The following is a 22,666-nucleotide window of genomic DNA, read 5'->3' as shown; positions in this document are numbered from 1 at the left end:
GCGTGACCCTTGGGAGCCGGTTCCGCACGGTTACGGCCGCTCGCCCCTCTTGTCGACGACGGCTACCTTCAGGATGGCGGTGCGGCCTGCGAGCGTGCCCTTCTTGTGGGCGCCGTCGTCCTTGAGGTACACGGAGCGCTCGCCGAGGTACTGAGACGACTTCCTGTCGAAAACCCACTCATCACGCAGATTGGAGCTCCTCATGCGGCCGAGCGCCACACCGACCCGCCCTACGGCGTCGACGGAACGCGGAAGGGCGACCACCCCGGGGACCCTGAGCACAGCTCGATAGAGCGCCGCACTCTGCTTCGGTGGCAACACTCCGCTGTCGAACATGTCGCCGGCGACCAACCACATCAGCGTGTCGCGGTCGACATTGCTTTTCTTCTGCACTGCTGCGGCCGTCTTGCGCAGCCAGACGTACATCGCATCGGCGTCGGTCGGCAACGACGACAGGAACCGATAGCTGACGGAATAGGGCGCATTTACCCGGTCAGGCTGCGTGACCCGTCTCCCCTCGCCCCCCTGTTCGTCGATCAGTCCCTTACGGGTGCCGTCCACGGCCACCCACTCCTCCATCCGGTGCAACGGCCGCTGCGACGTCGTGGACGTACCGTCCTCCGCGATCTCCACCGAGTCCCAGGACACCATCCAGTCCACGTACGTGTACTGGTCGTCGCGCGCGTCGGCAAGAACGTCGCCCTCGGGGGCGACCGCCGTACCGGGCTGCCGTACCCCCCGTGTGTCCCCCGGTGGCAGCACGACGAGCGTGAGGGCCGCGACCGTCGCGACCGCGCCCGCGGCCAGGGCAGGCCGCAGCCAGGCCCGGCGGGGGCCGGGGGCCTTCTCGGTGCGCCGGATCTCGGTCATCAGATGCTCCTTGAGGAGTTGGTGACGGCCCGGCGGAAGGTCCTGGTCAAGCGGTTGGCTCATGGGTTTCCCTCCCTCAGGGGCCCGACCGCGGTGGCGCGGTCTCCTCTCATCTGTCCGGCGCTGTGCGGGAGTTCCAGATATTTCGCGAGTTTTGTCCGCGCCCTCGACAGCCGCGACCGTACGGTTCCCACCGGCACCCCCAGCGCCTCGGCGGCGGCCTGGTAGTCCAGCCCGGACCACACGCACAGCGCCAGCACCTCGCGATCGGCCCGCCGCAGCCGCGTCAGGGCGGTGCGTACGAGGTCCAGCCGGGCGGCGTCGTCCAGCCGCCCGGCGACCTCGTCGGCGAAGTCCCGTACGGCCTCGTCGCGGGGCAGCCGGGAGACGGCCGCCGCGTGCCGACGCGCGGCGCGGCGGGTGTTGCGGGTGACGTTGGTGGCGATGCCCAGCAGCCAGGGACGCAGGGAGCCGCCGTCCTCGTCGAGCCTCCCGCGCAGCCGCCAGGCGTCCAGGAAGGTCAGCGAGACGACCTCCTCGGCGACCGCCCACTCCCCCGTGAGCCGGAAGGCGTGGTTGTAGACGGAGCGCGCGTACGCGTCGAAGAGCTCACCGAAAGCGTCGTGATCCCCCGCGCGGATGCGTCTTCGCAGATTCGTATCCACGCCCCTCTTCCTGTCCGTACGACGAAGGCCGGTTCCCGTGACTCAGGTCACAGGGAACCGGCCTTCGGGTCGGGGCGTCAGACCCCGGCGTACGAGTGCTTGCCGCTCACGAAGATGTTGACGCCGTAGTAGTTGAACAGCCAGCAGCCGAAGGCGATCAGGGCCAGGTAGGCGGCCTTGCGGCCCTTCCAGCCGGCGGTGGCGCGGGCGTGCAGGTAGCAGGCGTAGGCGACCCAGGTGATGAAGGACCAGGTCTCCTTGGGGTCCCAGCCCCAGTAGCGGCCCCAGGCGTCGCCCGCCCAGATCGCGCCCGCGATGATCGTGAACGTCCACAGGGGGAAGACCGCCGCGTTGACGCGGTAGGAGAACTTGTCGAGGGAGGCGGAGGACGGGAGCCGGTCCAGGAACGAGTTGGCGAACTTCCCGGGCTTGCCGCCGGTCGCGAGCTTGTTCTCGTAGTTGTCCTTGAAGAGGTACAGGATCGTGGCGACCGCGCCGACGTAGAACACCGCGCCGCAGAAGATCGCGGTGGAGACGTGGATGTACAGCCAGTACGAGTGCAGGGCCGGGACCAGCTGGTCGCTCGCCGTGTAGAGGACGGTGACCGCGAGGCCCAGGTCGAGCAGGACCGTGGTGATCAGGAACAGGCCGAGCCAGCGCACGTTCTTCTTCAGCGCGAGCAGGCCGAGGTACACGCCGACGGCCACCGTGGAGAAGGTGATGTTGAACTCGTACATGTTGCCCCAGGGGGCCCGCTCCACCGAGGCCGCGCGGGCGATCACCCCGCCCAGCTCGACCAGGAACGCGAGCACCGTGAGGGAGATCGCGATCCGGCCGTACATGTCGCCCTGCTCGTCCCCGCCGTGCGCGCCCGGCCCGTCGGGCACGTCCCGCGCGCCGGCCGCGGAGCGTACGACGACCTGCGGACGCTCCAGGACCGCGGTGGAGCCGCCCTTGTTGACCGTGACGGCCGGGCCCTTGGCCTTGGCCTTGGTCTTGGCGCCGGCGGTGAGCGCGGCGGCGGTGCGGCCGACCTTGCTGCGGCTGCCGAGGAGCCACTCCGCGATGTACGCGAAGAAGGCCAGTGTGTAGACGGCCATCGCGGAGTAGATCAGCGTGTTGCTGATGCTCGCGAGGTGTTCGTTGGTGGCGGCGGCCAGCTCGGTTGTGGCGGCGAAGGTCACCTCAGCACTCCTTCGGGTGAATATCCCGGCGACTTGCGGTCGGGCGGTGAGGTCTGGGGGAAGCTTGCGGTCGTGTTACCGGGCTGGTTTCAACCCGGCTGGCGTTGATCGTGGAAGACCTGACGGGCCGCTGGTCCGCCGGGCGGCGTGAGCCAGGAATCTCCCTGGATCCGCGAGGGAGAGGATTCAATTCTCAAGCCTTTCGGCAGCTGCGGCGTCGGAGTCGGACACACCGTCCGGCTCCGCCTCCAGATCATCGGGGGTCCCGGGAGCCTGGTCGTACAGGGTCGCGGCGAGGTCGCCGAGTTCCTCGGGCAGCTTGGCGGACTCGCTGCGGCCGAGGCCGGCCATCTCGACGACCGTCACCCCGTCGGCGCCCCGCGTGGCACGCACCCACACCCGGCGGCGCTGGATGAACAGGGAGCCGGCCAGACCGAAGATCGCGGCGACGGCGCCGGTCAGCGCCCAGCCGCTGGCGGGCTGCTGGGTGACCTGGAAGTTGGCCCACTCCTTGGTGCCCTCGTAGGTGATCGAGCCGGCGCCGTTCGGGAGGGTCATGGTCTCGCCGGGCTTGAGGTTCTCCCGCAGCTGGAGGTCCTTGGAGTCCTTGAACCCCTTCATGTGGGACGTGTCGAGCTGGTACACGCTCTGCGGGATGCCCGAGTTGACGCCGAGGTCGCCGTGGTAGGGCTCCAGGTTCAGCACCGGGTTGCGCAGCGCCGGGAAGGTGGAGGCGATCTCGTTGCCCTCGGTGTACGTCGGCAGGAAGGTGGCCTTGATGCCGAGCTGCTCGCTGAGGCCCTTGGCGTCGCGGTAGCCGTCGTACACCTTGATCACGCCGGAGGAGGTGACGTTGGAGTCCAGCGGGAGCAGCGGTACGGCGTCGCTGAAGACGACGTCGCCCTTGCCGTCGCGGACGGTGATGACGGGGGCGTAGCCGTGGGCGGTGAGGTAGACCTTCGAGTCGTCGATCTCCAGCGGGTGGTTGACCTTGACGAGGGTCTTCTTCTCCTTGCCGTAGGCGCCGACGCCGTAGGTGACGGCGGCCTGGTAGGTGCGCGGTGTGCCCCTGTTCGGGCCGCTCTCCTCGTACGTCCCGGTGAACTTGTCCAGGGTGAAGCTGAACGGGTTCAGGTCGTCGACGCCGAAGAGGTTGCCGGACTTGAAGTCGTCGTACTGGCTGAGCGTGTTGGAGAAGCCGTCGCCCTCGACGACCAGCTTGTTGCCCTCGGACTTGTAGAGCTGGCCCCAGGCGAAGGCGACCAGCATCACGATCAGCGCGATGTGGAAGGCGAGGTTGCCGACCTCACGGAGGTAGCCCTTCTCGGCGGCGACCGCATCACCGGCGAGGTGGGCGCGGAAGCGGCGCTTCTTCAGGAGGGCGAGCGCGGCCTCGCGGACCTGCTCCGGCTCCGTCTGCGTACGCCAGGTCGTGTACGCGGGCAGCCGGGTCAGCCGCTTGGGGGCGCCCGGCGGGCGGCTGCGGAGCTGGCCGACGAACTGCCAGGTGCGGGGCACGATGCAGCCGATGAGGGAGACGAACAGCAGGATGTAGATCGCGGAGAACCACACCGAGCTGTAGACGTGGAAGAGGCCGAGCTTGTCGTAGACCGGCGCGAGGGTGGTGTGCCGCTGCTCGAAGTCGGCGACCTTGGTGGCGTCGTTGCCGGACTGCGGGATCAGCGAGCCGGGGATCGCGCCGAGCGCCAGCAGCAGCAGGAGCAGCAGGGCGACGCGCATGGAGGTGAGCTGGCGCCAGAACCAGCGGGCCCAGCCGACGACCCCGAGGGCGGGGACGTTCGCGAGGGTCTCCGCGGGTGCGGTGGACAGCTGGGAGCCCGCGGCGCCGAGGTCCGGCTCCTCGGGGGCGGCCGGCGTCTCGCTGACTGTGCTCTTGCTCATGGATCAGATCCCCACGGTGAAGCCGGCGGACCAGGACTGCAGGTCCTGCACGATGCGGTCCCACACCCCGGTCAGCAGCAGCAGACCGGTCACGATCATCATCGTGCCGCCGATCCGCATCACCCAGACGTAGTGGCGCTTGACCCAGCCGAAGGCGCCGAGCGCCTTGCGGAAGGCGACCGCGGCAAGAACGAAGGGCACGCCGAGGCCGAGGCAGTAGGCGACGGTCAGTATGGCACCGCGGCCCGCGCTGGCCTCGTTGTAGGAGAGCGCGATCACGGAGGTCAGGGTCGGGCCGATGCACGGCGCCCAGCCGATGCCGAACAGCGCGCCCAGCAGCGGGGCGCCGAGCAGACCGGCGACGGGCTTCCGGTGGAAGCGGAACTCCCGCTGGGTCGCCCAGGGCATCAGGCCCATGAAGAAGACGCCCATGGCGACCATGAGGACGCCGAGCACCCTGGACAGGACGGTCTTGTGTTCCTGGAGGTTGTCGCCGAAGTAGCCGAACAGGGCCCCGCTGGAGACGAACACGGCGGTGAAGCCGAGGACGAAGAGGGAGGCGCCGGCGACCATCCGCCCGCGCCGGGCCTCGGCCAGGTCGGTGCCGGCGACTCCGGTGACGTACGACAGATAGCCGGGGACGAGCGGGAGGACGCACGGGGAGAAGAAGGAGACGAGACCGCCGAGCAGCGCGATGGGCAGCGCGAGCAGCAGGGCGCCGCTCATCACCGTCTGGTTGGGGTCCGTCGCCGCGGCGAGCGTGGTGACTGCGCTCACGTCACTTCTCCGCGAGGACCGGGCTGATCATCTTGCGCAGCTTGTCCTCGCTGAGCGCGGCCAGCGAGCGGGCGGCGATCCTGCCCTCGCGGTCTATCACCAGCGTGGAGGGGATGGCCTGCGGGTTGAGGGTGCCCTTCTCGAAGCGGAGCATCAGCTTGCCCGTCGGGTCGTACAGGCTCGGGTAGGTGATGCCGTACTGCTTGTCGAAGGCGACGGCGTTCTTGCTGCTGGTGTCGCGGGTGTTGATGCCGACGAACTGGACGCCGTCGGCCTTGAGGTCGTCGTAGACCTTCTGGAAGTTGGGTGCCTCGGCGCGGCAGGGGGCGCACCACGAGCCCCAGACGTTGAGGACGACGACCTTGCCCCGGTAGCCGGCGACGTCGAGCTGCTCGCCGTCGATGGTCTTGCCGGACAGGTCGGGTGCCGCGGTCCGCTTCCCCTTCTCGACGGTGGAGATGCCGTCCTTGCCCATCACGAAGTTGGTGTCACCGCCTCCCCCGGAGGTGCCTCCGGAGGTGCAGGCGGACAGCAGCAGCGTCGCGGCGGCGGCTACGGCGACGGTCAGGGGGGTGCGGCTGACACTCATGTGAAAAGTTTCGCATGCCCGTTCTGGGGATGTTGCGCACCCCCCTTGCGGGCGGAAATCCGCATTTCAGGCGGCGGTTTCGGTGGGGCTGGGAGAGCCGGCGGTGTCCTTGAGGAACTCGTTCCAGCCTCCGGCCGGCTGCTGGCCGACGTCCAGCGTGCGCAGCTTGGCGAGCACCTCCGGCTGCTGTACGTCGATCCAGTCCACGAACTGCCGGAAGGAGACCAGGCGTACGTCCGCGCCGCTCTCCTTCTCCGCCGCGATGTGCTTGAACGCCTCCTCGACGGCGTCCATGTAGATGCCGCCGTTCCACTGCTCGAAGTGGTTGCCGACGAAGAAGGGTGCCCGGTTGGTCTCGTATGCCCGCTTGAATCCCTGTATGTACGCCTGGGCGGACTGCTTGCGCCAGGCCGGGTGACGGTAGCTGGGGGCGTTCGTCGAGTTGATCGACTGGTTGGCGAGCATGTTGTAGTCCATGGAGAGGACTTCGAAACCGCGTCCGGGGAAAGGTATCTGCTGCAACGGCAGGTCCCAGAGCCCCTGCTTCTTCTGCGGCCACACCTGACGCCCGCCCGGCGAGGAGGCGTCGTAGCGCCAGCCGAGGGCGCGGGCGGTGGGCAGCAGGTTGTCCTGGCCGAGGAGGCAGGGTGTGCGGCCGCCGACGAGTTCCTTGTCGTAGTCGAAGGGGAGGGGCGGCAGATCGGTCCAGCCCGTGTTGGTCCGCCACTCCTTGACGAAGCCCTTCGCCTGGTCGATCTCGCTGCGCCACTGCTGCGGGGTCCAGTTGCCGACGCTGCCGTTGCCGCCGCAGAAGTGCCCGTTGAAGTGGGTGCCTATCTCGTGCCCCTCGAGCCAGGCCCGGCGGACGTTGGTGAGTGTCATCCGGACGTGCTCGTCGGTGAGGTAGCCGATGTCGGAGGCGCCGCGCGGGTTGTTCGGGGGGTCGTAGAGCCGCTTCTTCGACTCGGGCAGCAGATAGAGCCCGGAGAGGAAGAAGGTCATGGACGCGCCGTGCTCCTTGGCGAGGTCCAGGAAGCGCGGGAAGAGGCCGTTGCCGACCTCGCCGGCCCCGTCCCAGGAGAACACGACGAACTGCGGCGGCTCCTGACCCGGCTCCAGCGGCTCGGGCTTCGCGGGCTGGTGGGGCTGCTTGCCGGTGAAGGAGGTGGAGCCGTCGCCCAAGGGGCGGGCGGTGGCGGTCGGCTTGGGCGAGCTCTTCCCGCCCGAGCCCTTCTTCCCGGAGCCGCCCGCGGGGGAGGGATCGGTACCGGTCAGGCTCCCGCATCCGACGAGTCCGGCAGCGGCAGCCCCGGCACCGAGTCCGAGTGCTCCCCTTCGGGTGATGGCGCGCATGGCATCCCGTTCGTCGTGTCCTTGGCTGGTCACCCATTCAGAGGACACGACGAACGAGCGGGTTCCGCTCATACGTCCGGATTCGGTAACAGCAAACGCTCAGGAAGCACCCAGACGTGACCGAAATGCGTCGCGCGCCGGGCGCTATGCGCCGAAGGCCTTGCCCTGCCCCGGCGCCGCCCCCTTCACCGGCTTGGCACCGGCCCGGAGGTGGGCCGGGACGAGATCGATGGCGGGCTCGGTGTAGCCGACGGAGACGATCCTGTCGCCCAGGTAGGTGAAGGTCGTCAGCGAGGCGAGGGTGCACTGCCGCTTGCGCGGGTCGTGCCACAGCCGGCGCCGCTCGATGTAGGACCGCACGATCCAGATCGGCAGCTGATGGCTGACCAGCACGGCCTCGTGCCCACGGGCCGCGTCCTTGGCGGCGTCGAGCGCCCCCTTCATCCGGACGACCTGGTCGACGTACGGCTCGCCCCAGGACGGCTTGAACGGGTTGACGAGATGCTTCCAGTTCTCCGGGTTCTTGAGCGCCCCGTCGCCGACCCCGAAGGTCTTGCCCTGGAAGACGTTGTCGGCCTCGATGAGCCGCCCGTCGGTGGCGAGGTCGAGCCCGTGCGCCTTGGCGATCGGGGTCGCCGTCTCCTGCGCCCGCTCCAGCGGCGAGGCGACGACGTACGTCACATCGCGGGAGGAGAGGTGCTCGGCGACCCGGTCGGCCATCTGCCGGCCGAGCTCGGAGAGGTGGTAGCCGGCGAGACGGCCGTAGAGGACCCCGTCCGGGTTGTCGACCTCGCCGTGCCGCATGAGGTGGACGACGGTGATGTCGTTGTTGCTGTTGGGGCTGGTCATGCTGCTGTGGCCTCCGCAGCCGCTCGGGCCGCCGCCGGGAGGGCGTCGGCGATCCGCTGGATGGCCCGGTCGTCGTGGGCCGTGGACACGAACCAGGACTCGAAGGACGACGGCGGCAGATACACGCCGTTCGCCAGCAGCGAGTGGAAGAAGGCGGTGAAGCGGAAGGACTCCTGCGCCTTGGCGTCCTCGTAGGTGCGGACCGGGCGGTCCGTGAAGAAGACGGAGAACATGTTGGAGGCGCTCTGCAGGGTGTGCGCTACACCCTCCTTGGTGAGCGCCCCGGAGACGAGCGTCTGGATCTGCTCCGAGACCGCGTTGACCTTGTCGTACGCGGCGTCGTCGAGGAGGCGGAGCTGGGCGAGGCCGGCGGCGGTGGCGACCGGGTTCCCGGAGAGGGTGCCGGCCTGGTAGACGGGCCCGGCGGGCGCGAGGTGCGCCATGACGTCGGCGCGGCCCCCGAAGGCGGCGGCGGGGAACCCGCCTCCCATGACCTTCCCGAAGGTCATCAGGTCGGGCCTGACCCCGTCGATGCCGTACCAGCCGGCGCGGCTGGTACGGAAGCCGGTCATGACCTCGTCGGAGATGTAGAGCGCGCCGTTCGCCCGGCAGGCGTCCTTGAGGCCCTGGTTGAACCCGGGCAGGGGCGGCACGACACCCATGTTCCCCGGCGAGGCCTCGGTGATCACACAGGCGATCTCCCCGGGGTGCCGGTGGAAGGCCTCCTGCACGGCCTCCAGGTCGTTGTACGGCAGCACGATGGTGTCGCCGGCCTGGGCCCCGGTGACGCCGGGGGTGTCCGGAAGGGCAAACGTGGCGACACCGGACCCGGCAGCGGCGAGGAGCGAGTCGACGTGCCCGTGGTAGCAGCCGGCGAACTTGATCACCTTGGTCCGTCGGGTGAACCCGCGGGCGAGCCGGATGGCCGACATGGTCGCCTCGGTCCCGCTGGACACGAGCCGCACCTGCTCGACGGGCTCCACGCGCGCCACGATCTCCTCGGCGAGCGCGACCTCGCCCTCACCGGGCGTACCGAAGGAGGTACCGCGGGCGACGGCCTCCTGCACGGCGGCGATCACCTCGGGGTGGGAGTGCCCGAGGATCATGGGCCCCCAGGAGCAGACGAGGTCGACGTACTCCCGCCCGTCGGCGTCGGTCAGGTACGGACCCTTGCCGGACACCATGAAGCGGGGCGTTCCGCCCACGGCACGGAAGGCGCGGACCGGCGAGTTCACGCCACCCGGTGTGACGGCGGCCGCTCGGTCGAACAGTTCCTGCGAGACAGGTACATCGTATGAATAGGGCAGTTCGCTCATGACCTGCGGCTTCTCCGACCTTCTCCGACTTGCTGGACTCCGGTTGCCAGTGACTCCCCAGGGTAGGCCAGTGGGGGCGGCGGGCACCGGGGCCGGTCCGGGGAGGGCCGGGACCTGCCCCGCTGCCCCCTGACCGGCTGCCGTCATCTGCGAAACTGAGAAGGACTGAGCCTGATAGACGTAGCTCACAACGACCGTGTGTCCAGTGGCTGCGAAGATCCTGCGGACAGGTGTTTCAACGCACGTTTCGGCGGGCGGCCGTGGGGGAGGTCACTGACACGATGATCGGGTTGCGCGGCCGGGGCCACGCGTCCTAGAAAAGCAGTCGGGTGGAGATATGCATCGCGGTGGCGGACTGGGCGAGGGGACGGATGACCTGGGTCCTCGACGTGCCCATCGGGGAAGGCACCGGCGCGACGCGGAGGAAGCCAACGAAGCACGTCAGAGCCAGGGCATGAACCAGGGCGCGAATCAGGGTGGACCGAATGAGCCCGAGCGGATCGACCGGCGCGTCGACCGCCGGGTCGATCGCCTCAGGGCGGGGAGCAGGAATGGTGGTCGGGTGGGGGTGACGTACAAGTACTTCGGCGCGCCGGACGGCGCGACGGCGGCCCGCGTCCCTATCTCGATGCGCCCCGAGGAACTCGGCGGCGACGAGCTCGGCATGAACGGCATGTTCACCAAGATCAAGCCGGAGACGATGGCCGCGATGGTCCTGACGGGCATCGAAGGCGTCCCCCTGCACAAGGTGCCCCCGCTCGAGCTGGTCGTCCTGCACCCCGACTACGCGGTCGTGAAGCTGCCCATGACGGTCGTGGACCCCCTCCGGGACATAGGCGAGGAGGCGGTCGGCGCGGCGGCCTTCATCTGGTCGACGGTCCCCGACCGGGGCGGGCCCCGGGACGCGTTCAACGTGTACCAGCTGCTGCACGAGTGGCAGGACTTCTCGCACCGGCTGCATGAGGCGGGGCATCAGCCGTACTGCCTTGTGTGGCCCTGAGCCGGGGTTTCACTGAGCGGGTCACGCTGGACGGCAGCAGGTGCGTGTACGTCCGCGAGGTGAAGCCCGGGTCCGAGTGGCCGAGCGGGACCGTCGGGCACCGGCGTCTTCCGCGACCTCAGAGGCCGAGGCACCGGTGGTGGAGTGCGCCGTGACCGGGCAGGCGGCATGGTGGAGAACGTGACGCCCGGCGAAGAGCGCGAATGGCGGCTGCCGGCGGCGGAACCGGGACTGTGGCAGCGGTTCGTCGAGCAGCTGGGCACGGCCGTGACCATGATCGACCCGGCGGGGCGGATCGTCGCGGTCAACCCGGCCGGCGAACGGCTGCTGGCGCGCACGGCAGCGGTGATGTACGGGCAGGACCTGCACGACCTGTGCCATCGGGATCCGGGAGGCGCCCGGATCCCACGCGAGCGCTGCCCGCTGCTGCAGGCACTGGCCGAGGGGCGTCCGGCGCGCGGGGACGACGACAGGTGCCTGCGGAGCGACGGACGGCTCGTCCCGATCTCGTGGTCGGCCACTCCTCTGACGCAGGACGGTGTCTCCCAGGGCATGGTCGTGCTCATCATCGAGACCGCGGCGGACCACCGCGCCCACCGGGAACGCGCGGAACGTGCCGAGCGGGCGGAACACACCGAACGGGCGGAACGTGCCGAGCAGGCGGAACGAGCCGCTCGTACGACCGCTCTGGAGAGCCTCGCCGAGCGGTTGACGCTCGTCACGGAGATCACCGAGGTGCTCGGTCAGACCCTGGAGATGGACGAGGCCCTCGCCCGGTTGAGCCGGCTCCTGGTTCCCCGCTTCGCCGACTTCGCGGCGGTGGACCTGCGGGTCGGCTCCCATCAGGTGCACCGGGTGGCCGTGACCGGCCCGGAGGGCCGCGACGCCGGGCAGGAGGACTGGCGCGGACACCTCCCGCCGGCCGGGGAAACGGCCCACTCGCCCCTGGTCCAGGTGCTGAACGGAGGCGGTCCCGTCCTGCGGGACCGTTCGGCCACGGAGGCACCGCCCGACTCCCCGTTGGCCGCCGTCCACCACGCCTTCCTCGAAGCGACCGGCGCGACATCGGTCATCACGGTGCCGCTCAAGGCCGGCCAGCAGGTCACCGGCGCCCTGACACTGGTGCGCAACGACCCGGCACGGCCCTTCGACACCGGCGACCTGGACGTGGCGAGCGACATCGGCCGCCGGGTCGGCCCGGTCATCGACAACGCCCGCCGGTTCGGCAGACAGCGCGAGATCGCCGAGGCCATGCAGCGCAACCTCCTGCCCCCGCTGCCCGAGCACGGCCGACTCCAACTGGCGGCCCGGTACCAGCCCGCTCCGGCCGGCTCGCAGGTCGGTGGCGACTGGTACGACGCGTTCACGCTGAGGGACGGCACGCTCGCCCTGGTCATCGGCGACGTCGTGGGGCACGATCTGACCGCCGCGGCCGGGATGGCGCAGTTGCACGGCATTCTGCGCTCCCTCGCCTGGGACCACACCGGACCGACCGGTGCCGTCGTGGACCGACTCGACGACGCCATGCACGCCATCACGAGCGTGTCGATGGCCACCCTCGTCCTCGCCCGCGTGGACGGCCCGGACACCGGTCCGTGGACGCTGCACTGGACCAGTGCCGGGCACCCGCCGCCCCTGCTGCTGACCCCGGACGGGAACGCGCGGTACCTCGAAGCCGGGCAGGGACTGATCCTGGGAACCCACCTGGGCGGCGGCAACCATCGGCCGAGCGCCGTCCACGCCCTGCCGCCCGGGTCCACGCTCCTTCTGTACACCGATGGCCTGATCGAGGTTCCCGGCAGCGACCTGGACGCCGGGCTCGACCGACTGCGCCGCCATGCCCTCGCCCTCGTGCACGAACCGCTGGACACTCTCTGCGACCGGTTGTCCGCTCGGGTGCCCTCCGGCAGCACCGACGACATCGCCCTCCTCGCCCTGCGCCTGCCCATGCCCTGAACCGGGCCGGGGGATGATCGACGCCGGGGCTGCTCACGTTCCCGGAGCCAGCACCAGAACGCGGAACGGGCCGGGCAGCGCGGCCGTCAGGGTGTCGTCTCCGGCGCTCCGCCACCCCCAGGACCTCAATGTTTCAACAGCCCTGTCGTCCCGCGGGTCCGCCAGCGTGACCCCGAGCGCGGCGCCGTGGTCGGCGAGGAGTCGCCGCTGCAGGCGCCGGGCGAGGTTCCAGGCACGGTCCTGGTACTCCCGGCACACGCGGGACGGAACGACGATCCCGGAGACGACGAAGAGCCGCCCGAGGGCGGCGCGGCGGAGCAGGCTGCCCCGAACGTGTCCGTCGAACCCCGCCCACCACGGGCCTGCGCCGTCCGCGGGAAAGCCGTAGGCGCATCCGGTGAGGCGGGGGCTCTCGGCGATCAGCAGCGAGAAACCCGGCCGTCGTGCGTCGGCCGCGAGATGCCGCAGGAACGCGGCACGCGCCTGGTTCCACGCCCATGGGCCGCCGCCGGAGATCTCCGCGTACAGGTCGCCCAACTCCTGCCGCCGGTCCTCGACCTGACCGCGTGTCAGTGGGTGGATGCGTTCGCCCTGGTACGGCGATGATCCCCGCTCCCGCTTCGGTCGGCCCGGAGCGGGACGGCGCCGCTTGTCCGGTGCGGGCCGTGGCGCGGGAAGATCCGAGGCCGTCGGGGTCGCGGGAGTCGTGGGGAGGAACAGGTGCGCGGTCATGGGGGGGGACCCTGTCCCGGGTACGGACGAAGGCCGCCCCGGTGTCGTCGATCTCCGGGAGCGGCACCGGTGTCGGAGCCGGTGCGCGGCATGCCCTCGGTGTCTCCACCGTACTCCCGGCCGGGCCGGCCGCGGTGGCCCGGCGGCGGCCCACCGCGGGTCGGGCGGCCGGACCGTCGGTCGGCCGGGAGTACGCATGGCCGGGCTCATCCGGCATACCCTTCAGAGGAGGCAGCGACCGCACTGGTGGTGCGTACCCGTCGCCTGTCAGGAGGTTCCTGTGGAGCACGAGCCCTTGCCTTCCGAGGGTCACGCCGAGGTCCGTATCGTGGCCGCGACGCCGGAGGTCGCCCGGCGCGTCGCCGAAATCCTCCGCCGCTGCTTCGCCTCGACCGAGCAGCGCAGCTACCCGGCCGGCCAGGGAGGAGGCACCCGGCTCCATCTCACTCTCGACACCACGCACGTCGTGGAACCCGCACAGTCCTGGCTCGCGGCCAGCACCTCGACAGAGCAGGCACCCACGCACGTCGACGAGGTGTGACCCCGCGAAAGCACGGAGGGCACAGTCGGAAGACTGATGCGCCTGCTTCCGCTCCACCAGGGGTAGCCTGAACGTACCGAGAGCTTTTCTGCAGCGCGTTCGGCGGTGCCGTTCCCGGCGAGTGACGAAACGGGCGGTCGTCTCACGGCTCCCCCGGAACGGGACCGCACGATGGAACCCAGCAAAGCACCGGCCGTGGGCGCGTCCGCCGCCACCACACACACGTACCGCATGCCCCTGCCCCGCCTGACCCTCACCCCGGACGTCAGCCACGGCCCGCTGGACGGGGCCTGGTGGCCGCGCTGTGACGCGCTGGAACTCGAACTTCCCGCGCTCATCGGCTCGTTGGAGCCGGACTCGAGCGCGACGGTACAAGTCATCGTGGACCCCACCGAATGGCCCGGCGCCCCACGCACGGTCATGGCGCCCGGCCGGGTGATCGCCGTGGAGCCGGCCGGGCCCGGAAGCGATGCACATGTCATCACCCTGGACTGCGGCTCCGTGGGGCGATGGGTACTCCTGGTCGTCCCACCCGAGGAGCCTGCCGGAACAGCCGCCCGGCTGCTGGCCGCCGCAGCCGACCCCGGCAACCGACTGACCGCCGCGCGGATGCTGACGCTCGCCGAGACCGGTCGGCTCGGGGGCCCGACGGGGGAGGCGCGATGAGGCACGTCGCCCCTCCGGCGCCCGGGGCCGCGGTGGCCGCGCCCGGGGGCGGCTGGATACGCATCGCCCACGACAACGCCGACGAGCGTGCGCTCGATCGGTGACGTCGCCGGTGCGACGGCAGGTCGCGCGTGGTGTGCGGGTTGGAAGGCCGAGGATGTGGCACCCGGACCGGGAGCGGGCCGAACGCGCGAACCGCGTCCCGTAGGGGCCAATGGTTCGGCAATGAGCCGCAAGCCGCACGAGGCCGGTGCGGCCCGCTCAGCCCGGTTGTCGCCGCCAGACTGTCCGGCGGCAACCGGTGGGGCTGCCGGAGCCGTCTTCCGACGTCGTGACGACATGGCCGACCTGCCGTCATGTCCGCGTAGGGCGTCGAGAGCCCCCATGCGCAGGGCGCGTCACGCCCGGCGGCGCGCGCCGGGGCCCGGCCGGGCGGAGACCTCCCTGGGGGTCAGGGCGGCATGCTCCTCCGCGCACTCGACGACGACGCGGACCGGGGCCCCGCACTCGGCGTGGCGCATGTCCAGGACCGGGCCCGCGGGATCCGGGGCGTAGGTGTCGCCCCACTGGCGCAGTGCGACGAGTACGGGCCACAGGTCCCACCCCTTGCGGGTCAGCCGGTACTCGTTGCGGGAGCGGCTGCCCGGCTCCCGGTAGGCGACGGTCGTCAGGACGCCGGCCGCGGTCAGCTTCCGGAGGCGATCGCTCAGGACCGCCTCCGACAGGCCGATGTGGCGCCGGAAGTCGTCGAACCGGCGTACGCCGTTGACGGCGTCCCGCAAGATCAGCAGCGTCCACTTCTCCCCGACCAGATCCAGCGTGCGCTGGACGGGACAGTTCTCCGTGCCGGCCTCGAGCCACTCCATCCCCCCATGCTAGCGCTGACTTCACCTTTGACAGTCAGGTGTGCGCAGGCTAGCTTCAATCGACGAAGCCAGACGGGGAGGATGCCGAGCCATGGGACGGTCACGCACGTACGAGTGGGAGGACCCCGCGATCACGGCCGCCGCCGTGGGGCGCACCTCCGGCCTGGACTTCCTGCGCGAGATGCAGGCCGGCCGGCTGCCCGGGCCGCCCGTCTCGGCCACCCTCGACTTCGTGCTCGACGAGGTGGACGAGGGCAGGGCGGTGTTCTCGATCACGCCGGGCGAGGAGCACTACAACCCGATCGGCAGCGTGCACGGCGGCGTCTACGCCACCCTGCTCGACTCGGCGGCGGGCTGCGCCGTGCAATCCACCCTCCCGCCGGGCATGGGGTACACCTCGCTCGACCTGACCGTGAAGTTCCTCAAGCGGATCACGGCGGACACGGGCCGGGTCCGCGCCATCGGCACGGTCGTCAGCCGAGGCCGGCAGACCGCGCTCGCCGAGGCCAGGCTGGTCGACGCGGACGACCGCCTGCTGGCGCACGCCACCAGCAGCTGCATGCTGTTCTCGGTGCCCCCGTCCGCGGTCTGAGGGCCGGGCGGCTCAGCCGTTGTACGGGGCGGCGACGTCCAGGACCCAGGTGACGCCGAAGCGGTCGGTGAGCATGCCGTACAGCGGCGCCCACTGCGCGGGCTCCAGCGGACGTACGACGGTGGAGCCCTCGGCGAGCCTGCCCCACAGGGCGCCGATCTCCTCGGTGTCGTCACCGCGCACGGAGACGAAGAACGGGTTCTCGCCCTGGTTCCAGGGCAGTTGCGAGGGGACGTCGTAGGCCATGACGTGAAAGCCGCCCTCGCCGGCCACCTCGCCCCACATCACCCAGTCCGCCTCGCTGTCGTTACGCACGGCGCCCGCGTCCTTGTAGGTGACCGTGACGGTACGGCCGCCGAAGACGGACTGGTAGAAGTCCAGCGCCTCACGTGCGGTGCCCCGGAAGTTCAGGTGGGTGGTGGTCGTGACGGACATGATCTGCTCCTTGCCTCGGTGAGCCGAACGGCTCGTACGCCACCATGGCGGAGGTAGAGGACAGGGTGTGTCCTGTACCGCGGGGAGGATGAATCCCATGCACAAGACGTCCTCCCGGCTGCTCGCACTGCTCTCGCTGCTCCAGACGCACCGCGACCGGTCCGGCGAGGATCTCGCCGAGCGTCTCGACATCACCTCGCGCACCGTGCGCCGTGACATCGACCGCCTGCGCGAACTGGGCTACCTGATCACGACCGTCAAGGGACCGGCCGGCGGCTACCGCCTGGAGGCCGGTACGCGCATGCCGCCCATGCTGTTCGACGACGACCAGGCGGTCGCCCTGGCCGTGGCGCTGCGGTCCGCGGCCACCGGCGGCACCGGCACCGCGGTCGCCGAAGACGCCGTCCGGGCCCTGGCCACGCTCCGCCAGGTCCTGCCACCCCGTCTGCGCCACCGCGTCGACCTGCTGCGCATCACCGCCGTCCCACCGCCGGCGGCCCACGACACCCCTCAGGTCGCCACCCAGGTCCTGGTGGACCTGAGCCGCGCCATCCACGCCCGCGAGGAACTGCGCTTCGACTACACCCCGGGCCCGGGGTGCCTGGGCCCGAACGGCTCCGCCGATGCCCCCCGCCGCGTGCAACCCCACCACCTGGTCACCTGGCGCCATCGCTGGTACCTCGTGGCCTGGGACCTCGACCGCGAGGACTGGCGCACCTTCCGCGTCGACCGCGTGCGGCCCCGCACCCCCACCGGCCCCCGCTTCGCCCCCCGCGAGATCCCCGGCGGCCATGTCTCCGCCTTCCTCACCAGCCGGTTCCGCGGCAACGACGGCACCACCACCGACTGGCCCTGCCAGGGCGAGGTCGTCCTGCACCTCCCGGCCGCCGACGTCGCCCCCTTCGTCCAGGACGGAGTCGTCGAGGAACTCGGCCCCCATCACTGCCGACTCACCCTCGGCTCCTGGTCTTGGGCCGGACTCGCCGCCGCCCTCGGCCGCTTCGACACCGAGATCGAGGTCATCGGCCCACCCCAACTGGCCTCGGCCTTCGGAGATCTCGCCGCCCGCTACGCCCGTGCGGCGAGACCATCGGAAGGCGATCGACACGGCGGCGCCATGCCAAAATGATGATCTGACAGTCACTCACCATGGTTCTCTCCATGGTTCATTCGGCGGGCGGGACGCAAGTCCAGGACGGAGCCAGGCGGTATGACCTCTCCCAAGATCGACACGAGCAAGCCCCACCCGGCCCGGATGTACGACTACTTCCTCGGCGGGAAGGACAACTACGAGGTCGATCAGGAAGCCGCCGAGCAGTTCATCAAGGCGGCCCCGGAGGTGCGGGTGGCCGTCCGGGCCAACCGGGCCTTCATGCGGCGCGCCGTGCGGCACGTCGTCGAGGAAGGCGGCATACGGCAGATCCTCGACATCGGCACCGGCCTGCCGACCGAGCCCAACGTGCACCAGATCGCGCGCGCCGTCGCCCCCGAGACCCGGATCGCCTACGTCGACAACGACCCGATCGTCAGCGCCCATTCACGGACCCTGCTGGACGACGACGACGTCCACACCTCCGTCGTCCTCGCGGACCTGCGCGACCCCCGGGGCATCCTCGACCACCCCGACGTACGCAAGGTCATCGACTTCGACCAGCCGGTGGCGGTGATGCTGGTGGCCATCCTGCACTTCGTCACCGAGGCGGAGGACCCGGACGCGCTCCTCGCCACCCTGCTCGACGCGCTGCCCACGGGGTCGTACCTCATCCTGTCCCACGCGACGGTCGACCTCTTCGACGAGGGCGGGCGCTCGGACGCGGTGAAGATCTACAACAGCGCCACCGCCAGCATGAACCCCCGCAAGCACGCCAGGGTCCTGGAGTTCTTCCGCGACTGGACCCTGGTCGAGCCGGGCCTGGTCCTGGTCCCGGACTGGCGCCCCACCGAGCCCGTCGACCCCGCCCTGCCCCCGATCGGCTTCTACGGCGGTGTGGCCCGCAAGAACGGCTGACCACCCGCACCGCGGAAAAGGCCGGTTCGGCGCCCTCGCGCCGAACCGGCCTTTCCGCGTGAGCCGGTGTCGCGTCAGTCCGTGCCGGACTCCATCGCCGCGCGGTCCAGCAGCGCGTCCTCCTCGGAGACCTCGCCGCGGGAGGCGATGGCCTCGGCGCCGCCCTCGGGGAGGGTGCCGATCAGGCCGGTCGCGGCGGCCTGGGCCGCGCCGAGGGCGGGGGTCGCCGTGGCCCCGAGCAGGCCGAGGCCGACGTACTGCTCCAGCTTGGAGCGCGAGTCGGCGATGTCGAGGTTGCGCATGGTGAGCTGGCCGATCCGGTCGACCGGGCCGAACGCGGAGTCCTCGGTGCGCTCCATGGACAGCTTGTCCGGGTGGTAGCTGAAGGCCGGGCCCGTGGTGTCGAGGATCGAGTAGTCCTCGCCGCGCCGCAGGCGGAGGGTGACCTCGCCGGTGACGGCGGCGCCGACCCAGCGCTGCAGGGACTCGCGGACCATCAGCGCCTGCGGGTCCAGCCAGCGGCCCTCGTACATCAGCCGGCCGAGACGCCGTCCCTCGTTGTGGTACTGGGCGACGGTGTCCTCGTTGTGGATGGCGTTGACGAGGCGCTCGTAGGCGGCGTGCAGCAGGGCCATGCCGGGCGCCTCGTAGATGCCGCGGCTCTTGGCCTCGATGATCCGGTTCTCGATCTGGTCGGACATGCCGAGGCCGTGCCGGCCGCCGATCGCGTTGGCCTCCATCACCAGCTCGACGGCGGAGCCGAACTCCTTGCCGTTGACGGTGACCGGGCGGCCCTGGTCGAAGCCGATCGTCACGTCCTCGGCGGCGATCTCGACCGACGGGTCCCAGAACCGCACGCCCATGATGGGCTCGACGGTCTCGATGCCGGTGTCCAGGTGCTCCAGCGTCTTCGCCTCGTGGGTGGCGCCCCAGATGTTGGCGTCGGTGGAGTACGCCTTCTCGGTGCTGTCCCGGTAGGGCAGCCCGTGGGCGACGAGCCACTCGGACATCTCCTTGCGGCCGCCGAGCTCGGTCACGAAGTCGGCGTCCAGCCAGGGCTTGTAGATCCGCAGGTGCGGGTTGGCGAGCAGGCCGTAACGGTAGAACCGCTCGATGTCGTTGCCCTTGAAGGTCGAGCCGTCGCCCCAGATCTGGACGTCGTCCTCGAGCATCGCCCGGACCAGGAGCGTGCCGGTGACGGCACGGCCGAGCGGCGTGGTGTTGAAGTACGCCCGCCCGCCGGAGCGGATGTGGAACGCACCGCAGGCGAGCGCGGCCAGGCCCTCCTCGACCAGCGCCGCGCGGCAGTCGACCAGGCGCGCGATCTCGGCGCCGTAGGTGTGCGCACGGCCGGGCACCGAGGCGATGTCGGGCTCGTCGTACTGGCCGATGTCAGCGGTGTAGGTGCACGGGACGGCGCCCTTGTCGCGCATCCACGCGACGGCGACCGACGTGTCGAGTCCGCCGGAGAAGGCGATGCCGACGCGCTCGCCGACCGGAAGGGAGGTGAGGACCTTGGACATAGGAAGAGTATGCAGCAGAACGCATGACCATGCAAAGTTGAGCAGGCGGCTGTGATGGGGGTCACATCGAGCCCGGGCGCACGGTTCTTTCGGGGGTGGGTGACGGCCTTCGACACGGGCGTCACGCTCCGGCTTCGCTCGCCTCCTTGAGCAGCCGGCGGGCCTGCCAGGCCTTACGGACGGTGTGTACGCGGATGGCGGTGAACAGCACGACGGCGGCGCCGATGCCGGCCATGGCCCAGCCGCCGTCCCGGGCGACGGAGGCGTAGAAGAGGAAGCCGGCGAAGAAGGCGCCGAAGACGATGAGCAGGGGTTCGCGCACCCAGAACGGGAGGACGCGGAGGACGAGTCCGAGCATGCGGCCAGTTGATCAGGTTCATGCCATTCAACGCCACGGGTTTTCCACGCTTCCCGCACAGATTCATCACGTCCGCCTTCTCCGGACGCCTAGACGCTCTGTTCCGCCCAGATCGTCTTCCCGCCCTTGGTGCCGGGCCGGGTCCCCCAGCGCTCGGTGAGCTGGGCGACCAGGAGCAGGCCCCGGCCGCCCTCGTCGTAGGTGCGGGCGCGGCGCATGTGCGGGGCCGTGCTGCTGGCGTCGGAGACCTCGCAGATGAGGACGCGGTCGAGGATGAGCCGCAGCTGGACCGGGGGTTCGGCGTGCCGGATGGCGTTGGTGACCAGCTCACTGACGATCAGTTCGGTGACGAAGGCCGCGTCGGTCAGCCCCCAGGCCTCCAGCCGGTCGACGACGTTCTTGCGGGTCTCGGCTACGGCGGCGGGGTCGGGCTGCACGTCCCAGATGGCCACCCGGGAGGCGTCGAGCGCCCGGGTGCGGGCCACGAGCAGCGCCACGTCGTCGGCGGGCCGCTGCGGCAGCATCCCGGCGAGGACCGTGTCGCACAGCGCGTCCAGCGAGTCGGCGGGCTCGGCCAGGCTCCGGCACAGCAGGGAGACCCGGTCCTCGGTGTCGTCGGCGCGGGTGCGGGAGTCGATCAGGCCGTCGGTGTAGAGGGCGAGCACACTGCCCTCGGGCAGGTCGAACTCGACCGCCTCGAAGGGGAGTCCGCCCAGGCCCAGCGGGGGGCCGGCCGGCAGGTCGAGCAGTTCGACCACGCCGTCCGGACTCACCAGGGCGGGCAGCGGGTGCCCGGCCCGGGCGAGCGCGCACCGCCGCGAGACCGGGTCGTACACGGCGTAGAGGCAGGTCGCGCCCACGTCCCCGATGGTCTCCCCGTTCCCCGGGACCTCCGCCTCGGTGGCCAGCCGGGCCACCAGGTCGTCGAGGTGCGTGAGGAGTTCGTCGGGCGGCAGATCGATGTCGGCGAGGGTCCGTACGGCCGTCCGCAGCCGTCCCATGGTCGCCGAGGCGTGGATGCCGTGGCCCACGACGTCCCCCACGACCAGCGCCACCCTTGCCCCGGACAGCGGGATCACGTCGAACCAGTCGCCGCCGACCCCGGCCCGGGCGCCGGCCGGCAGATAGCGGGAGGCCACGTCCACCGCGGACTGCTCGGGCAGCCGCTGCGGCAGCAGACTGCGCTGCAGGGTGACCGCCGTGCCGCGGGCGCGGGTGTAGCGCCGGGCGTTGTCGATGCAGACCGCGGCGCGGGCCGCCAGCTCCTCGGCGAGGATCAGGTCGTCCTGCTGGAACGGGTCGGGGTGCCGGTGCCGGGCGAAGACGACGACCCCGAGGGTGGTGCCGCGCGCCGACAGGGGCACGGCCATCACGGAGTGGAAGCCGAAGTCACGGATGCGGGCGGTCCGCACCGGATCGTCGGCGACCCAGTCGGAGATCGCGGACTCGGTCACCTGCCGGCGCACGGCCCGCCCCGAGTGGAGGCTCTCGAACGGCGGGGAGCCCCGCGGGTACTCGTCCACGTCTCCCAGTGCGAGGACCGCCTCGGGCACGCCGGGCAGCACGGACTGGTGGGCGACGCGCCGCAGCAGCAGGGACCCGTCCCTCGCGGGCTCCTCCTGGCCCTCCTCGAACGAGGTCAGCAGGTCCACGCTGAGGAAGTCGGCGAGGTCCGGCACCGCCACGTCCGCCAGCTCCTGCGCCGTCAGGGTCACGTCCAGCGTGCTGCCGATCCGGGTGCTGGCCGCGGCGATCAGCTGCAGACGCTTGCGGGCCCAGTACTGCTCCGTCATGTCGTGCCCGGTGGCGGCCACGCCCAAGACCCGGCCGTCCGGGTCCTCCACCCGGTAGAGGTGGACGGACCAGGCGTGCTCACGGGCCTCGCCGGGGGAACGGGCGTGGTTCTCGACGTACTGCGGCTCTCCCGTCTCCAGGGCCAGCCGCATCCGTTCCTCGACCTCCGCCGCCACCAGGGTGGGGATCACGTCCGTCATCCGCAGCCCGCGCAGCTCCTCCTCGCTCAGTCCCAGGGCACGCTGCGCGGAGCGGCTGGAGTGGCGGTAGCGCAGGTCCTTGTCGTACACCGAGGTCGCGCAGGACGGGGACTGCACCAGCCCCCGCCGCATGAGCGCGTCGTCCTCGGGCCGCAGCCGGGGCCCGGGCACGGCGGAGACCAGAAGCCAGTCAGGGGACCCGCCGTCCGCCGTCCGGTGGTGGGCCAGGACCCTGGTGTCCAGGCGGTGGCCCGCCCGGTGCCGGAGCGCGAGCGTGCCGTGCCAACGGGGCAGTCCGGCGAGCGGCGGAAGGCCGTGCACGGCCGGCTCCTCGACCAGCAGTACGGCCGCCGGCCGGCCCACGACCTCCTCGGCCGGGTACCCGAGGAGCCGCTCGGCACCGTCGTTCCACCCGGTGACGGTGCCGTGCTCGTCAACGGTGACACGCGCGGTGAGTGCCTCCATGGCCGCTCAACTCGCTCTCCTGAGT

At 70.9% G+C, this 22,666-nt stretch carries 22 protein-coding genes; 7 read left to right on the top strand and 15 right to left on the bottom strand.

From position 1 onward, the window contains the following. Positions 1-30: 30 nt before the first annotated feature. The 9 genes from ACIRF9_RS45395 to hemL all read right to left on the bottom strand — a co-directional run bounded on the left by ACIRF9_RS45395 (position 31) and on the right by hemL (position 9,505). A complete protein-coding gene (locus ACIRF9_RS45395) occupies positions 31-933 on the bottom strand; it encodes a CU044_5270 family protein (protein ID WP_403835353.1) in 903 nt (300 codons plus the stop codon). Further along, positions 930-1,535 (bottom strand): RNA polymerase sigma factor, encoded by a 606-nt coding sequence (locus tag ACIRF9_RS45390; RefSeq protein ID WP_403835351.1) that lies wholly within the window; start codon positions 1,533-1,535, stop codon positions 930-932. The genes ACIRF9_RS45395 and ACIRF9_RS45390 overlap by 4 nt, the downstream gene beginning before the upstream one ends. Positions 1,536-1,612: 77 nt before the next feature. Next, on the bottom strand, positions 1,613-2,719 hold the full coding sequence (ccsB, locus tag ACIRF9_RS45385; protein WP_403835349.1) for a c-type cytochrome biogenesis protein CcsB: 1,107 nt from the start codon (positions 2,717-2,719) through the stop codon (positions 1,613-1,615). A gap of 186 nt (positions 2,720-2,905) precedes the next feature. Further along, positions 2,906-4,621 carry a cytochrome c biogenesis protein ResB gene (locus tag ACIRF9_RS45380; RefSeq protein WP_403835346.1) on the bottom strand — a complete coding sequence of 572 codons (1,716 nt, stop codon included), beginning with the start codon at positions 4,619-4,621 and terminating at the stop codon, positions 2,906-2,908. 3 nt (positions 4,622-4,624) lie between these two features. After that, a complete protein-coding gene (locus ACIRF9_RS45375; protein WP_403835344.1) occupies positions 4,625-5,398 on the bottom strand; it encodes a cytochrome c biogenesis CcdA family protein in 774 nt (257 codons plus the stop codon). A gap of 1 nt (position 5,399) precedes the next feature. Further along, on the bottom strand, positions 5,400-5,987 hold the full coding sequence (locus ACIRF9_RS45370; RefSeq protein WP_403835342.1) for a TlpA family protein disulfide reductase: 588 nt from the start codon (positions 5,985-5,987) through the stop codon (positions 5,400-5,402). Positions 5,988-6,053: 66 nt separating this feature from the next. Then, entirely contained in the window at positions 6,054-7,340 is a 1,287-nt protein-coding gene (locus ACIRF9_RS45365; protein WP_403835404.1) for a hypothetical protein, read from the bottom strand. Positions 7,341-7,484: 144 nt separating this feature from the next. Further along, complete coding sequence (locus ACIRF9_RS45360; protein WP_403835339.1) at positions 7,485-8,189, bottom strand: histidine phosphatase family protein; 705 nt, start codon at positions 8,187-8,189, stop codon at positions 7,485-7,487. Further along, on the bottom strand, positions 8,186-9,505 hold the full coding sequence (gene hemL / locus ACIRF9_RS45355; protein WP_403835336.1) for a glutamate-1-semialdehyde 2,1-aminomutase: 1,320 nt from the start codon (positions 9,503-9,505) through the stop codon (positions 8,186-8,188). Before hemL ends, ACIRF9_RS45360 begins: the two co-directional genes overlap by 4 nt. Before the next feature lie 562 nt (positions 9,506-10,067). Between hemL and ACIRF9_RS45350 the strand changes: the two genes are divergently transcribed. Together ACIRF9_RS45350 and ACIRF9_RS45345 are read left to right on the top strand one after the other, a co-directional pair. Beyond that, entirely contained in the window at positions 10,068-10,505 is a 438-nt protein-coding gene (locus ACIRF9_RS45350) for a hypothetical protein (RefSeq protein WP_010353923.1), read from the top strand. A 180-nt stretch (positions 10,506-10,685) separates the two neighbouring features. Next, complete coding sequence (locus ACIRF9_RS45345) at positions 10,686-12,461, top strand: SpoIIE family protein phosphatase (protein ID WP_403835333.1); 1,776 nt, start codon at positions 10,686-10,688, stop codon at positions 12,459-12,461. 33 nt (positions 12,462-12,494) lie between these two features. On the opposite strand, the gene ACIRF9_RS45340 is transcribed toward ACIRF9_RS45345, so the two are convergent. Next, the gene (locus ACIRF9_RS45340; protein WP_403835330.1) at positions 12,495-13,193 is read right to left on the bottom strand and encodes a hypothetical protein; all 699 of its coding nucleotides are present in this window, start codon (positions 13,191-13,193) and stop codon (positions 12,495-12,497) included. Positions 13,194-13,488: 295 nt separating this feature from the next. On the opposite strand from ACIRF9_RS45340, the gene ACIRF9_RS45335 reads away from it, so the two are divergent. Next, complete coding sequence (locus ACIRF9_RS45335; protein ID WP_403835328.1) at positions 13,489-13,734, top strand: hypothetical protein; 246 nt, start codon at positions 13,489-13,491, stop codon at positions 13,732-13,734. A 171-nt stretch (positions 13,735-13,905) separates the two neighbouring features. Beyond that, the gene (locus ACIRF9_RS45330; protein WP_403835326.1) at positions 13,906-14,400 is read left to right on the top strand and encodes a DUF5994 family protein; all 495 of its coding nucleotides are present in this window, start codon (positions 13,906-13,908) and stop codon (positions 14,398-14,400) included. Between the two features lie 398 nt (positions 14,401-14,798). Here the strand turns inward: ACIRF9_RS45330 and ACIRF9_RS45325 are convergent, their stop codons facing one another. Next, complete coding sequence (locus ACIRF9_RS45325) at positions 14,799-15,266, bottom strand: winged helix-turn-helix transcriptional regulator (RefSeq protein WP_403835324.1); 468 nt, start codon at positions 15,264-15,266, stop codon at positions 14,799-14,801. A gap of 91 nt (positions 15,267-15,357) precedes the next feature. Between ACIRF9_RS45325 and ACIRF9_RS45320 the strand changes: the two genes are divergently transcribed. Continuing rightward, complete coding sequence (locus ACIRF9_RS45320; protein WP_403835321.1) at positions 15,358-15,858, top strand: PaaI family thioesterase; 501 nt, start codon at positions 15,358-15,360, stop codon at positions 15,856-15,858. Between the two features lie 12 nt (positions 15,859-15,870). On the opposite strand, the gene ACIRF9_RS45315 is transcribed toward ACIRF9_RS45320, so the two are convergent. Then, entirely contained in the window at positions 15,871-16,293 is a 423-nt protein-coding gene (locus tag ACIRF9_RS45315) for a VOC family protein (RefSeq protein WP_403835318.1), read from the bottom strand. A gap of 97 nt (positions 16,294-16,390) precedes the next feature. Between ACIRF9_RS45315 and ACIRF9_RS45310 the strand changes: the two genes are divergently transcribed. Beyond that, complete coding sequence (locus ACIRF9_RS45310) at positions 16,391-17,422, top strand: helix-turn-helix transcriptional regulator (RefSeq protein ID WP_403835315.1); 1,032 nt, start codon at positions 16,391-16,393, stop codon at positions 17,420-17,422. Positions 17,423-17,503: 81 nt separating this feature from the next. After that, entirely contained in the window at positions 17,504-18,301 is a 798-nt protein-coding gene (locus tag ACIRF9_RS45305; protein WP_403835313.1) for an SAM-dependent methyltransferase, read from the top strand. Between the two features lie 74 nt (positions 18,302-18,375). On the opposite strand, the gene argG is transcribed toward ACIRF9_RS45305, so the two are convergent. The 3 genes from argG to ACIRF9_RS45290 all read right to left on the bottom strand — a co-directional run bounded on the left by argG (position 18,376) and on the right by ACIRF9_RS45290 (position 22,641). Next, positions 18,376-19,824: an argininosuccinate synthase gene (argG, locus tag ACIRF9_RS45300; RefSeq protein WP_403835311.1), complete on the bottom strand. Its 1,449-nt coding sequence runs from the start codon at positions 19,822-19,824 to the stop codon at positions 18,376-18,378. 121 nt (positions 19,825-19,945) lie between these two features. Further along, positions 19,946-20,182, bottom strand: a complete 237-nt coding sequence (locus ACIRF9_RS45295; protein ID WP_403835308.1) for a hypothetical protein — start codon at positions 20,180-20,182, stop codon at positions 19,946-19,948. A gap of 89 nt (positions 20,183-20,271) precedes the next feature. Then, positions 20,272-22,641 carry a SpoIIE family protein phosphatase gene (locus tag ACIRF9_RS45290; RefSeq protein ID WP_403835305.1) on the bottom strand — a complete coding sequence of 790 codons (2,370 nt, stop codon included), beginning with the start codon at positions 22,639-22,641 and terminating at the stop codon, positions 20,272-20,274. Positions 22,642-22,666 lie beyond the last annotated feature (25 nt).

The sequence above is a fragment of the Streptomyces sp. NPDC096132 genome (assembly GCF_044763345.1).
Taxonomy (GTDB): domain Bacteria; phylum Actinomycetota; class Actinomycetes; order Streptomycetales; family Streptomycetaceae; genus Streptomyces.
The sequence above is the reverse complement of the archived record's forward strand: the minus strand, read 5'-3'. Positions and strand labels throughout refer to the sequence as shown.

Bases quoted from the DNA above. Each gene is read 5' to 3' on its own strand.
- ACIRF9_RS45395 (WP_403835353.1), bottom strand. From the start codon at position 933: ATGAGCCAACCGCTTGACCAGGACCTTCCGCCGGGCCGTCACCAACTC.
- ACIRF9_RS45380 (WP_403835346.1), bottom strand. From the start codon at position 4,621: ATGAGCAAGAGCACAGTCAGCGAGACGCCGGCCGCCCCCGAGGAGCCG.
- ACIRF9_RS45370 (WP_403835342.1), bottom strand. From the start codon at position 5,987: ATGAGTGTCAGCCGCACCCCCCTGACCGTCGCCGTAGCCGCCGCCGCG.
- ACIRF9_RS45365 (WP_403835404.1), bottom strand. From the start codon at position 7,340: ATGCGCGCCATCACCCGAAGGGGAGCACTCGGACTCGGTGCCGGGGCT.
- ACIRF9_RS45360 (WP_403835339.1), bottom strand. From the start codon at position 8,189: ATGACCAGCCCCAACAGCAACAACGACATCACCGTCGTCCACCTCATG.
- hemL (WP_403835336.1), bottom strand. From the start codon at position 9,505: ATGAGCGAACTGCCCTATTCATACGATGTACCTGTCTCGCAGGAACTG.
- ACIRF9_RS45340 (WP_403835330.1), bottom strand. From the start codon at position 13,193: ATGACCGCGCACCTGTTCCTCCCCACGACTCCCGCGACCCCGACGGCC.
- ACIRF9_RS45330 (WP_403835326.1), top strand. From the start codon at position 13,906: ATGGAACCCAGCAAAGCACCGGCCGTGGGCGCGTCCGCCGCCACCACA.
- ACIRF9_RS45325 (WP_403835324.1), bottom strand. From the start codon at position 15,266: ATGGAGTGGCTCGAGGCCGGCACGGAGAACTGTCCCGTCCAGCGCACG.
- ACIRF9_RS45320 (WP_403835321.1), top strand. From the start codon at position 15,358: ATGGGACGGTCACGCACGTACGAGTGGGAGGACCCCGCGATCACGGCC.
- ACIRF9_RS45315 (WP_403835318.1), bottom strand. From the start codon at position 16,293: ATGTCCGTCACGACCACCACCCACCTGAACTTCCGGGGCACCGCACGT.
- ACIRF9_RS45310 (WP_403835315.1), top strand. From the start codon at position 16,391: ATGCACAAGACGTCCTCCCGGCTGCTCGCACTGCTCTCGCTGCTCCAG.
- ACIRF9_RS45305 (WP_403835313.1), top strand. From the start codon at position 17,504: ATGACCTCTCCCAAGATCGACACGAGCAAGCCCCACCCGGCCCGGATG.
- argG (WP_403835311.1), bottom strand. From the start codon at position 19,824: ATGTCCAAGGTCCTCACCTCCCTTCCGGTCGGCGAGCGCGTCGGCATC.
- ACIRF9_RS45295 (WP_403835308.1), bottom strand. From the start codon at position 20,182: ATGCTCGGACTCGTCCTCCGCGTCCTCCCGTTCTGGGTGCGCGAACCC.
- ACIRF9_RS45290 (WP_403835305.1), bottom strand. From the start codon at position 22,641: ATGGAGGCACTCACCGCGCGTGTCACCGTTGACGAGCACGGCACCGTC.